The sequence below is a fragment of the Lutimonas sp. genome, from assembly GCF_051011215.1.
GTDB lineage: Bacteria > Bacteroidota > Bacteroidia > Flavobacteriales > Flavobacteriaceae > Lutimonas.
Genome location: NZ_JBPCUJ010000115.1, coordinates 1 through 11,252 on the forward strand (window position 1 = coordinate 1; position 11,252 = coordinate 11,252).

Here is an 11,252-nt window from a genome sequence, read left to right on the forward strand (position 1 = left end):
CTCAATTATATTTTGCAAACATTGCCTATTTTAAAGAACGAATAAAAGCTTTTGCCAAGGAAAAAGGGCCTGACCTGGAATTAATCGTGATTGATTCAGAAAGTATGAATGCTGTCGACAGCAGCGCCATTTATGCGCTTGGGGAAATTCATGATTTTTTTACATCCAAAGGAATCACCCTGGTATTTACAGGGTTAAAAGGACCTGTTCGTGATACATTGGTTAAATCCAGACTGATGAAAAAAATACGGTACGATCATTGCTTTATGAGTAACCAGGAAGCCGTAGATTGTTTTAAAGATAATTGCTTTGAACTTCCTAAAAGGTATAGTTATCAGCAATATACAAAGCAATCCAATCGGTAAAATCTTAGAAGAACAAGTAACATGTGTTACAAAAGATTATTCTTCAATGACTAACTTTGAGTAAATTTAAACTAAAAAACAATGAAAGTAGAACAATTATTTACAGGATGTCTAGCTGAAATGGCTTATTATGTTGAGTCAAATGGAGAAGCTGCTGTTATTGATCCACTTAGAGAAACGGAGCCTTACCTGAGAATGGCGGAGGCTGATAATGCCCAAATTAAATATGTATTCTTAACTCATTTTCATGCTGATTTTGTTTCGGGTCAATATGACCTTGCACAAAAAACAGGTGCAAAAATAATTTTTGGTCCAAATGCCACTGCCGAGTATGACATATACAATGCCACAGATGGAGAAGAATTCCCTCTTGGCGATGGTAAGATCACCTTACTGCACACACCAGGACATACGATGGAGTCTTCTTCTTATCTGATTACTGATGGCGAGGGAAACACCCCCTATGTATGCACAGGTGACTGCTTGTTTATTGGTGATGTAGGTAGACCTGATTTGGCGGTAAAGCAGGGGAAATTGACAGAAAAAGATTTGGCGGGACACCTGTTTGATTCTCTTCGAAACAAAATCATGACCCTCCCTGACGATATTATTGTCTATCCAAATCATGGAGCTGGTTCAGCATGTGGAAAAAATATGAGTTCTGAAACTTTTGACACCCTAGGGAATCAAAAGAAAACGAACTATGCACTTCGTGCGGATATGACCAAGGAAGAATTTATTGATGAAGTAACAACAGGTTTAAAGCCGCCACCTCAATATTTCCCGAATAATGTACGAATGAATAAAACGATCAATACAAGTATTGAAGACATTCTGCATAACGGAACAACTCCTTTGGATGCAGCTACATTTAAAGAATTGAGTGATCAAAAAGACATTCTTGTTGTTGACACAAGAAGTAAAGAATTATATGCTGAAGAAGGCACCGTACCCGGAGCCTGGTACATAGGGATTGACGGAAGTTTTGCACCTTGGGTTGGTGCGCTGATCAAAGATATAAACCAGAAAATCATCTTTATAGCGGATAGTGAAAACAGGGTAAACGAAATTGTAACGAGATTTTCAAGAGTTGGATACGACAATACAATGGGTTACCTGGAAGGTGGATTATCCAATTGGAAAAGCCATGGTTTCGAGGTAGATACCATTGGTTCGATTTCTGCGCATCTTTTTGCTGAGAAATTGGCCAGGGGTGAAATGGAAAAACCTGTGGACGTTCGAAAAGAATCAGAATATCTCTCTGAACATGTTGTAGGTGTCGAGAACTTCCCGCTTGATTTTATCAACGATAATTTCTCAGAGATTGATCCTGAAAAAGAATACTTCCTGCATTGTGCCAGTGGCTACAGATCGCTGGTTGCTGCTTCCATATTCAAAGCAAATGGAGTAGAAAAAGTAACTGATGTTAGAGGAGGTTTTAAGGATTTGAAGGAAACGGAGGCTCCGATGACAGATTATGTTTGTCCGACGACCTTATTATAAAATAGATACGACTGCAATGAAAGGGAGTTTAAAACTCCCTTTTTTTATGTAACATTGTAAAAGTCAATTCAAATAGTATCGTCATGAAAATTAAAAAATCTCATTATCTGTTCATTGCATTGTTAAGCATAAGTCTGGTATCCTGTGGTCAAAAACAAAAGAAAGGATCAGCCACAGAAGAAGCTGAAACCACAATTTCTTTGATTTCACCAAGTGAATTGAATAATCGAAATGAGGATATTCTGATTATCGATGTCAGGACTCCTGAAGAATTCGCTTCCGGTCATTTGGAAAATTCCGTCAACATCGATTACAAGGCAGACAATTTTGAAGAACTGGTCGGTGAGCTTGATCGAAATCAGGACGTTTATGTGTACTGTAAAGTAGGTGGAAGAAGTGGAAGATCAGCCAAAGTTTTAGAAGATCTTGGCTTTAAAAAGGTCTATGATCTGGACGGTGGCATCATAGCCTGGGAAAAAGATGGATTGAAAACCGTAAAGTAAATTTTAACAGTGAAACCTAGCATCTTAATTTTTCTTTTAGCAGGGATTGTTTTTTCCTGTAAAGATACCGTGAGTCAAAAAGAAGCAGAGGAAAAAGGACATCTCATCGTTGCATCCACTGCAAAAGAACTCTCCGAAAATCTGATGTCAAAAATGAAAGAGGGAGGAATTCCATTAGCAATAGCATATTGTAACGCGGAAGCCATTCCAATTACTGATAAGATGTCTGAATCTAATAATGTTTATATAAAACGGACTTCTTTAAAAATCAGAAATCCTTTAAATAAACCTTCTGAAATCGAAAAAACCGCGCTCACAAAGTTCCAAACAGATCATAAAAACGGCAAAACCTTACAAGCCATCGTCAATTTTGAAAATGAGGGAGTGTACTACTTTAGTCCTATTTTGATGGAGAAAAAGTGTTTGATGTGTCATGGTACACCTGGTAAAGAACTTTCTAAATCTGCAGATTCTATTATCAAATCTAACTATCCGGATGATCTTGCTACCGGCTATAAAGAAGGCGAACTCAGAGGAATGTGGAGCCTTTCATTTCCTAAAAACTGATAGGAGTATTTCTCTTTTTTAGACAATTGTATTTTTCCTTTTAAAACAATCCTTACCCTTTATGGAAGAAAAAAAGGCCCCATTTTTAATAAGGCCCTTTTTAAAAAAAATCGAATTTTAGCTTCTTTCTTAAAACTTAAGATTTACTCCAAGCAAAAAGTTTAATTCAGCCTGAGGATAGTAACCGGCACCCGTGATCGTAGTTACCTGATCAGGATCGGTCCAGGTATCATCATAGGTGTAGAAATAACCATTAGACACATATTTTACATTAAAAAGATTGTTCACCAATCCTGTAAACACAACTGATTTAAAAAGTTTTTCTGTTCTAATCTCATAACTTACTTGCAAATCATTAATGAAATAAGCGTCCAGTTTTGATTCTTCTAAAGCGATATTACTCATATACTGCTCTCCAACATATTTTGATAATAAACTAATTTGAAAATTTTCCAGAGGCTGGTACTTTATATTACTCGCAGCTATAAAATTAGGAGAATAAGCAAGGTCTGTATTGCCAAAATTTGTTAACTCTCCATCAAACTCATAATACTTATCAATGTTCTTATTAGTACTTATGGCGAAATTAGGTTGCCAAATAAACTTCTCTGAGAATCTTACAACAGCATCAACTTCAAGGCCTAATCTATAACTACTTCCGATATTATCTGCAATTGGATTTCCCACATCGTCAATCATACCTGTAAGTACTAATTGATCCACATAATTCATATAGTATATATTGGTCTTTAGCCTAAAATTATCGGTGTTATAGTTCCATCCCAATTCAAAATCATCCAAGGATTCTGGTTTTACATCACTATTGGCCAAATAATCCGCCCTCTTTGGTTCTTTATGGCCTTTTGCATACGACACATAAAAACTACTTTTCTCTAAAAAGTAACTGACACCAAATTTCGGATTAAAAAAGTTATTCTCATCCTCAATACTAATTTCCACTGGTCCTTCATCAACACCTTCAACTTTATAATCTACATATCTGTACTGAAGATCTCCAAAAAGGCTCCAGTTATTATTTAATGTATAGTCGGCCTTTGCATACATATTGAAATCTGTCTTTTTACCCGTATTGTCATAAAAACGCTGATTTATCATATCACTTCCATACTGTGCCCATTTGACCTCCCCGAAATGATCACCATCATATTTGTTAAATGCACCTCCTAAAATAAAGTTCACCTTGTCAAAATTCTTTAACAAAGAAAAAGTCGTTCCATAAAAATCATTGTCCAACCACTTTCTTTGCACCAGGTCAGTTGTATTTATTTCTTCACCATCAACAATGATAGGCTCAAAGCCATAGACATCAAAGTCAGCATCATTTTCATACTGTTCATAAAACCCTCTTCCATAGGTATAGTGAAATGCTATGTTTCCTGTCCATTGGTTTCCAAAATCATGATTTACATGCAGTTGATAATGATCTTGCTTATAGTCATCAACCTGATTTTCATAAAACCCTGTTAGGTTTCCATCCTTGTCGTATATTTCTCCTGCTGGATTGTATGTTCTGTCATTTTTTAAGGTCTCCTCATCAATACCATACCAGGCCTGATACGTAACCTCATGACCTCCAAATGCAATGGCCTTGATCAGGGTTGTCTCACTAAAAATACTGGCAGAAAGATATACTGATCTCAAATCTGCTGAAGCGCGATCTATATATCCGTCCGACTGAATCGTCGAGACTCTTCCCGTAAATTCAGAACTAAATTTACCCTTGCTTTTAATAATTCCTGTGCCAAACTGAGCGTTTGCCTTGAGTGTGTTAAACGATCCTCCTGAGAATCCTAATTCAGCGAATCCTTGTTCCCGAATTCCATTGGTTGAAAGACTTAAACTTGCTCCAAAAGCTCCTGCTCCGTTTGTTGATGAGCCCACACCTCTTTGTAACTGCATACTTTGTGTGGAACTCGCAAAATCAGGGAGGTTTACCCAAAAAACACCATGGGATTCACTGTCATTCAAAGGAATACCATTAATCGTTACATTAACTCTTGACGCATCGCTACCTCTCACCCGAATTCCCGTATAACCAATTCCGTTACCGGCATCCGATGTACTCACTACGTTTGGCAAAAAATTCAATAATACAGGAATATCCTGCCCAAGGTTTCTGGATTCAATTTCTTCTTTGGTAACATTAGACCTGACAAAAGGCGCCTTTTCATCTACTCTTGTCGCTTTTACCAATACCTCATCAAGGTCAATGGTGTCTTTTAAAATACTTTGCTCTTGAGAATATGCATGAAGTCCTATGCACATCGCAGAAATAATAATGATTCGTTTCATTCTGTTGCCCTATTGGGGACGAATTAATTAATGAAAATCGAATAAAAAGAGGTGAAATTCGAATTGATAATACCTTTATTTATAGCTTGGCTATCAATCACTTCCCTAAACAGCATTACCTGTTCCAGGTTCTATGGGTTTAATCTCAGCCTGTATTTTGGCACCCCTTTTAAGATTACTGCAAATGTAAACAACAATCGTTAATTAAAAAATAAAAACAGATTTTTTAGTCCCATCTGGGTTTTTGCCGAAGTGACTTTTTTAACCCCTTTTTTTTCTTGGCTTCAATGCGTCTTGCCTTCTCAGCCCTGCTCACTTTTGTAGGGACCCTTCTCTTCGTTTTTTTTAATGAACCCTCCATCAAACTTGTCAATCTCTTGACTGCAATTTCTTTATTTTTATGCTGACTTCTGGTTTCGTCACAGGTCAAGATCAAGTCGCCTCGACTGTTGAGCTTTCGTGCCAATTTTTGAAGCAACACTTCCTTCTGTGCAGCACTCAGCAAGGAAGAATCCAAAATATTAAATACCAAGACAACTTTTGAAGAAACCTTATTGGCATGCTGTCCGCCGGGTCCTCCCGATCGTACGGCGGAAAAGGAGATTTCCTTTACTAAGTTGTTGCTGTTAAACATAGAATGGTTATTTTATTTCGTCGCCACTTACAATCCACTTGAGTAGGAATCTAAATTTTTCCTTTGATTCAAGAGCATATCGATTGCTGTTGTGGCCACATTCAACCGCTCCTTAATACTCCCATTTAGTTTAATATAGGGCCTGTTATATTTTAGCAGGGTGTTTTCAAAGGCATTGTACATTTCCTTTCTTTGATCTGGACGGTCTCTCAAGTCATCCGCTTCCCATGGAGTATCAATATTGGTTAGCAAATATAAATCATATTGATTCTTTAGGGCATAGGTATCTAGTTCAGGATGCACAAAACCACCATAGTATTCCTCAGAATACACTTTGGTTTCCAAAAGATCGGTATCACATATCAAAATTTTATCAGCCTTGAGAGCCAATTTATTTTCCAAGGCAATCTGACCTCTGGCAATAGGAATCAGATCGGAATCCTCACAGGTCTTCCTTTCATTATTCCATTTATCCTGTAAATATTCACGAGCATATTCTGCCACCCATACCGTGTCGTAATGCTTTGCCAATAATTCTGACATCGTTGTTTTTCCGGTAGATTCCGGACCAAACAATACAACTTTAATCAAGTTTACCGGATGCTGTTCAAGTGTTTTTTCCATGCTAAATAGCCAAAAATTGCAATAAATGTAAATCCTAAATATTGAAAACTTGTAAAAGCAAGTCCTTTGTACAAATATAAAGGAACAGAAATCACATCTCCAATAATCCAATATATCCAGTTTTCTATTTTTCTCTTTGCCATAAGCCACATTCCGACAAAAAAGATGGCTGTGGTAACCGTATCAACATACGCGGTCCAGTTGTTCCATTTATCACTGTAATAATAAACAATAAATACAAAAATGATCGTAGCAAAGAAAATAAATACGGATTGTTGTTTTTCTTTTCTGTTAGTCCTGCTGATAGGAGTTACATGGGTAGCATCCACCTTTCTTGTCCATATAAACCAGCCATATACACTCATCAGAAAATAATACCCATTGATCATCATATCTCCTAATAATCCCCAATTAAATAATAAATAAACAAAGATGGAGGTGCTGATCATTCCAGTGGGAAAGACCAGAATTTTATTTTGTTTCGAAAACCAAACAGATAAAAATCCGAAGACGACTGCGACAATCTCTAAAACAATATCAATAGTCTGATAATCCTGATACTGTTCAAACAGGGTTTCAATAATCTGGTGCATGATGGGATCTGTCGTCAGTGACTATTTTCAAAATAAAAACGCAATTCTTTTCCTCAAGTAACGAACTATGAATATTCGAATTGACAAAAGCCATCACTTCTTCGAAAGGTCCGAATATTTGTGTGCTTAAACCATTTTCTTCAATGTGAAAATCAGACTTTCTCAACGCTTTAATAAATTCAATAATTGGCTTTTCAAAGTCCTTATGTAACGGGTACATCGAGATATCAATAGATATGTTCATCCTTCTTAAATTTTGTAAGTAAATCGCTGTTTTCTTCAAAGGCAGTACCGATGACAACTATGTCTGCTCCGTTATCATAAGCTTCTTGCAATGCTATTGTTGATCTGATTCCTCCGCCAACAATTAAAGGAATGGAAATTTTTTTCTTTACCGAACGAATTACTTCGGCTGCAACGGGATTCAATGCGCCGCTTCCTGCTTCCAGGTATATTAATTTGTTACCCATGTACATCCCTGCTGTAGCAGTTCTGCTAATTTTTTCAATATTCTCGGCAGCAATGGGTGTCGTTCCACTGACTCTCTGAACAGCTGTTTCTTTTCCCCCATCAACTAAAATATAACCTGTTGGAATCACTTCTAAATCTGTATTTTCAATGTAGGGAACAGCATTTACCTGTTGATTCACTAAATACTCCGGGTTTCTGCCTGACAACAGCGACAAAAACAATACTCCATCAGCCAATGGTGTGATCTGATCGAAATGTCCCGGAAACAAGACCAGCGGTTTTGATGTTCTCTTTCTTAGATGTTGAACCAATAAATCGGTTGCATTTTTCGGAACCGTACTTCCTCCTATAAAAATTACATCTACCGACGATTCATTTATCTTTGGAATAAGATCATCCAGCATACTCTCCTGTAACTTATCCGGATCCAAGAGAATTGCGAGTAATTTTCTACCCTCATTAATTGCCGATATAAAAAAATCGTAAATCATACTTTTTCATTAGGTTCAGTCTCAATTACTGCATATAAAATTTAATGCTATTTTTCCAAGGCATAGACAAGGGTAAAGCCTTCCTTAAAGAATTCAAAATTAATTTCATATTCCTTCTTCCAGTCGTCAAATATAACTCTTCCCGTTGACCTACCATCAGCAAACAAAAAAGGATTGATCCCTATATGGTCATGAAAGCTCAATCCTCCATAGGGATATGTCTTATACATCGACTCTTTTGCTCCCCAAATTACCGTAAGCTGTTTCACCAAATCCTCATTGGAAAGAGAATCCACCTCGGTATTGACGAATCGATGATGAATTTGAACGATTTTTTCCCGGTTCTTTTCAATATCAACTCCAGCCTCTCGATCACTTATTAAAATGGCCGCAAAATTAAAGGAATGCGTGATGGAAATATGTTTATCATCATCCAGAAAAGGCTTTCCATATGTATTATAAGAAAGGTTAAAATCTTGATAACCAGCATAATTTAGCAATTTCCTGACACTTAAAAACCCTTTTTGATGTAATTCAGATTTCATACCATTCAATCTTGTCAAACTGTGCTCCGTAAGGCTCAGATCATCTTTTAAGTCATCCAATGATTCTTCAATTTTCCAGACGTAAATTGTGGTTTTATTACTTGAATTAATGATTTTATAAATAGGCATACAAACTTTAATCGGTATTTTGTATTTTTGAAAACTCAAAACAAATATAAAAATAATGAGTTCAGAAACATCGACTTACGTGAAATATAAGGTGAAAGACATCAATCTTGCAGATTGGGGAAGAAAGGAAATTGAATTGGCTGAGGCTGAAATGCCAGGTCTTATGAGCCTTCGTGAAGAATTTGGCGCAGAAAAACCTCTTAAAGGAGCCAGAATTGCTGGTTGTTTGCACATGACCATTCAAACGGCGGTTTTAATTGAAACACTTGTTGAATTAGGTGCTGAAGTGACCTGGAGTTCTTGTAATATCTTTTCAACACAAGATCAGGCAGCGGCGGCAATTGCAGCAGCGGGAGTATCAGTTTATGCCTGGAAAGGTTTGACTGAAGAAGAATTTGATTGGTGTATCGAACAAACTTTATTCTTTGGTGAAGACAAAAAACCATTGAACATGATTTTGGATGATGGTGGAGATCTGACTAACATGGTTTTAGACAGATACCCGGAATTAGTAAAAGATATCAAAGGTTTATCTGAAGAAACAACAACAGGAGTTCATCGTTTGTATGACAGAATGAAGGAAGGTACCTTACCAATGCCTGCAATCAATGTAAATGACTCTGTGACCAAATCAAAATTTGATAATAAATACGGTTGTAGAGAAAGTGCTGTGGATGCAATTAGAAGAGCAACAGATACTATGATGGCTGGAAAAGTTGTTGTTGTGGCTGGCTATGGTGATGTAGGTAAAGGTACGGCAGCTTCGTTCAAAGGAACAGGAGCTCGGGTTATTGTTACTGAAATTGATCCTATCTGTGCGCTTCAGGCTGCTATGGAAGGCTTTGAGGTTAAAAAATTGGACAATGTGATTGATAAAGCTGATATCGTAATCACAACAACCGGTAATAAGGATATTGTTCAGGAAAGACACTTTAGAGCTGTTAAAGACAAGGCTATTATCTGTAATATCGGTCACTTTGACAATGAAATTGATATGGCATGGTTGAATTCAAACTTTGGAGACACGAAAGTTGAAATCAAACCTCAGGTTGATAAATATACTATTGACGGGAAAGAATTATTAGTGTTAGCTGAAGGGCGTTTGGTAAATTTAGGATGTGCAACAGGTCATCCAAGCTTTGTAATGAGTAATTCCTTTACCAATCAAACATTGGCTCAGTTGGAATTATGGAATAACTCTGATAAATATGAGAACAAAGTCTATATGCTTCCAAAGCATCTCGATGAGAAAGTTGCCAGACTGCACCTGGAAAAAATAGGGGTAGAATTGGAGGAATTGAGAAAAGATCAGGCAGACTATATTGGTGTCAAAGTAGAAGGTCCATTTAAACCTGAATACTACAGATACTAATCTTTAAGTTATTTAAAATGAGAACTTCTAGGTATTTACTTAGAAGTTTTTTTTATTTTTAACCGTCTATATTATAATTTAAACTGATGAAAAATATTTTAGTTCCAGTAGGTAGTAATGAACACGCGGTAAATACGCTCCAATACGCAATTGATTTTGCGGATGCAGTCGGGGCCAAAATTTTTCTGGTTCACGTATATAGCAGTCCTAAAATAAGTGGAAGTATTCTCAAGGTGGATCAGATCCTGGAAAGAGATAGTAAAGCCATTTTAAAGGATCATATTAAAAAGGTTGACAGAAAGAATGTAGAAATCATGACAAGTACTTTGAAAGGATATACTGTTATTGATACTTTAAAGCAATTAAGTAAGCTCCTTCAAATTGATTTAATTATTGCTTCGACGAAAAATGATGGTGCAGACGAAAATATCTTTTTAGGAAAAATTACTGGAAATATTATAAAAGACACCAAGGTTCCTGTTTTGATTATTCCAAAAAACGTCACTTTTAAACCAATCAAAAAGATTTTGATGACCCTTAAATCCGGATCTCTCAAATCAGTGAATACCTTAGATCTGTTAGTGAAGATCAAGGATACTTTTTCGTCAACCATCAATCTGTTACAGGTCAAAACGCCAAAGCTTGATGCCAAAGATCTTGAACTTAACGATACGCTTAAAAGTCATATCAGTCAATTGATTCCAACCACAAATGCAACAGTGTATCAGGGTGTTTTAGAGTACTTACGCGAAGAGAAACCCGATATGTTATGTGTTATCCGCAGAAAACGCGGATTTTTCAAGAAATTATGGGAAAATGATCGCGTTAAAAAAATTGATTTTGATAGCAGTATTCCCTTGCTTGTTTTAAAAGGAATGTCGTAATTTGTGTTTCTAAAATTTTGGGGTTATAGCTCAGTTGGCTAGAGTGCTTGACTGGCAGTCAAGAGGTCCGGGGTTCGAATCCCCGTAGCTCCACAAGGAAAAAGAAAAGTCTTCGATAGAAGGCTTTTTTTATTTTATATGAATCGGTCCGAATGAAATTCGAGGACTAGCCAGATAAAATAAAAAAGAGAAATCACGAAGTGATTAATTTCTTTTTACTTGATCGGGCGCACCCCTTTGGGATCAACGCAGTTAATC

The 11,252-nt window shown here is 36.7% G+C and carries 13 protein-coding genes and 1 tRNA gene; 7 read left to right on the forward strand and 7 right to left on the reverse strand.

The annotated features are described in order from the left end of the window. The 4 genes from ACR2MV_RS10950 to ACR2MV_RS10965 all read left to right on the forward strand — a co-directional run. Nucleotides 1-365: sodium-independent anion transporter (locus tag ACR2MV_RS10950; RefSeq protein ID WP_434021955.1), on the forward strand; the 365-nt coding region annotated here is incomplete at its 5' end. A gap of 81 nt (nucleotides 366-446) precedes the next feature. Next, on the forward strand, nucleotides 447-1,868 hold the full coding sequence (locus ACR2MV_RS10955) for an MBL fold metallo-hydrolase (protein WP_434021956.1): 1,422 nt from the start codon (nucleotides 447-449) through the stop codon (nucleotides 1,866-1,868). A gap of 83 nt (nucleotides 1,869-1,951) precedes the next feature. Next, nucleotides 1,952-2,371, forward strand: a complete 420-nt coding sequence (locus ACR2MV_RS10960; RefSeq protein ID WP_434021957.1) for a rhodanese-like domain-containing protein — start codon at nucleotides 1,952-1,954, stop codon at nucleotides 2,369-2,371. Between the two features lie 9 nt (nucleotides 2,372-2,380). Beyond that, nucleotides 2,381-2,938: a Tll0287-like domain-containing protein gene (locus ACR2MV_RS10965; protein ID WP_434021958.1), complete on the forward strand. Its 558-nt coding sequence runs from the start codon at nucleotides 2,381-2,383 to the stop codon at nucleotides 2,936-2,938. A gap of 129 nt (nucleotides 2,939-3,067) precedes the next feature. Here ACR2MV_RS10965 and ACR2MV_RS10970 read toward each other — a convergent pair whose 3' ends face one another. The 7 genes from ACR2MV_RS10970 to ACR2MV_RS11000 all read right to left on the reverse strand — a co-directional run bounded on the left by ACR2MV_RS10970 (nucleotide 3,068) and on the right by ACR2MV_RS11000 (nucleotide 8,738). After that, complete coding sequence (locus tag ACR2MV_RS10970; RefSeq protein ID WP_434021959.1) at nucleotides 3,068-5,251, reverse strand: TonB-dependent receptor; 2,184 nt, start codon at nucleotides 5,249-5,251, stop codon at nucleotides 3,068-3,070. Between the two features lie 226 nt (nucleotides 5,252-5,477). Continuing rightward, on the reverse strand, nucleotides 5,478-5,885 hold the full coding sequence (gene arfB / locus ACR2MV_RS10975; protein WP_434021960.1) for an alternative ribosome rescue aminoacyl-tRNA hydrolase ArfB: 408 nt from the start codon (nucleotides 5,883-5,885) through the stop codon (nucleotides 5,478-5,480). A 27-nt stretch (nucleotides 5,886-5,912) separates the two neighbouring features. Beyond that, nucleotides 5,913-6,509, reverse strand: a complete 597-nt coding sequence (locus ACR2MV_RS10980) for an AAA family ATPase (protein WP_434021961.1) — start codon at nucleotides 6,507-6,509, stop codon at nucleotides 5,913-5,915. Beyond that, nucleotides 6,479-7,102: a nicotinamide riboside transporter PnuC gene (pnuC, locus tag ACR2MV_RS10985; protein ID WP_434021962.1), complete on the reverse strand. Its 624-nt coding sequence runs from the start codon at nucleotides 7,100-7,102 to the stop codon at nucleotides 6,479-6,481. Before pnuC ends, ACR2MV_RS10980 begins: the two co-directional genes overlap by 31 nt. Beyond that, the gene (locus ACR2MV_RS10990; protein ID WP_434021963.1) at nucleotides 7,086-7,346 is read right to left on the reverse strand and encodes a thiamine-binding protein; all 261 of its coding nucleotides are present in this window, start codon (nucleotides 7,344-7,346) and stop codon (nucleotides 7,086-7,088) included. Before ACR2MV_RS10990 ends, pnuC begins: the two co-directional genes overlap by 17 nt. After that, the gene (locus ACR2MV_RS10995; RefSeq protein WP_434021964.1) at nucleotides 7,330-8,064 is read right to left on the reverse strand and encodes a geranylgeranylglyceryl/heptaprenylglyceryl phosphate synthase; all 735 of its coding nucleotides are present in this window, start codon (nucleotides 8,062-8,064) and stop codon (nucleotides 7,330-7,332) included. The genes ACR2MV_RS10990 and ACR2MV_RS10995 overlap by 17 nt, the downstream gene beginning before the upstream one ends. A gap of 47 nt (nucleotides 8,065-8,111) precedes the next feature. After that, entirely contained in the window at nucleotides 8,112-8,738 is a 627-nt protein-coding gene (locus ACR2MV_RS11000; protein ID WP_434021965.1) for a 4'-phosphopantetheinyl transferase superfamily protein, read from the reverse strand. A gap of 55 nt (nucleotides 8,739-8,793) precedes the next feature. Between ACR2MV_RS11000 and ahcY the strand changes: the two genes are divergently transcribed. The 3 genes from ahcY (at nucleotide 8,794) to ACR2MV_RS11015 (ending at nucleotide 11,087) form a co-directional block, all read left to right on the forward strand. Next, entirely contained in the window at nucleotides 8,794-10,110 is a 1,317-nt protein-coding gene (gene ahcY / locus ACR2MV_RS11005) for an adenosylhomocysteinase (protein ID WP_434021966.1), read from the forward strand. An 86-nt stretch (nucleotides 10,111-10,196) separates the two neighbouring features. Then, entirely contained in the window at nucleotides 10,197-10,994 is a 798-nt protein-coding gene (locus tag ACR2MV_RS11010; RefSeq protein ID WP_434021967.1) for a universal stress protein, read from the forward strand. A 19-nt stretch (nucleotides 10,995-11,013) separates the two neighbouring features. Continuing rightward, a tRNA-Ala gene (locus ACR2MV_RS11015) sits at nucleotides 11,014-11,087 on the forward strand. Nucleotides 11,088-11,252: the final 165 nt, after the last annotated feature.

Excerpts from the sequence above, each read along its gene's own strand:
- ACR2MV_RS11010 (WP_434021967.1), top strand. The coding sequence starts at position 10,197 with ATGAAAAATATTTTAGTTCCAGTAGGTAGTAATGAACACGCGGTAAAT.
- ACR2MV_RS10995 (WP_434021964.1), bottom strand. The coding sequence starts at position 8,064 with ATGATTTACGATTTTTTTATATCGGCAATTAATGAGGGTAGAAAATTA.
- ACR2MV_RS11000 (WP_434021965.1), bottom strand. The coding sequence starts at position 8,738 with ATGCCTATTTATAAAATCATTAATTCAAGTAATAAAACCACAATTTAC.
- ACR2MV_RS10990 (WP_434021963.1), bottom strand. The coding sequence starts at position 7,346 with ATGAACATATCTATTGATATCTCGATGTACCCGTTACATAAGGACTTT.
- arfB (WP_434021960.1), bottom strand. The coding sequence starts at position 5,885 with ATGTTTAACAGCAACAACTTAGTAAAGGAAATCTCCTTTTCCGCCGTA.
- ACR2MV_RS10970 (WP_434021959.1), bottom strand. The coding sequence starts at position 5,251 with ATGAAACGAATCATTATTATTTCTGCGATGTGCATAGGACTTCATGCA.
- ahcY (WP_434021966.1), top strand. The coding sequence starts at position 8,794 with ATGAGTTCAGAAACATCGACTTACGTGAAATATAAGGTGAAAGACATC.
- pnuC (WP_434021962.1), bottom strand. The coding sequence starts at position 7,102 with ATGCACCAGATTATTGAAACCCTGTTTGAACAGTATCAGGATTATCAG.
- ACR2MV_RS10960 (WP_434021957.1), top strand. The coding sequence starts at position 1,952 with ATGAAAATTAAAAAATCTCATTATCTGTTCATTGCATTGTTAAGCATA.
- ACR2MV_RS10980 (WP_434021961.1), bottom strand. The coding sequence starts at position 6,509 with ATGGAAAAAACACTTGAACAGCATCCGGTAAACTTGATTAAAGTTGTA.
- ACR2MV_RS10955 (WP_434021956.1), top strand. The coding sequence starts at position 447 with ATGAAAGTAGAACAATTATTTACAGGATGTCTAGCTGAAATGGCTTAT.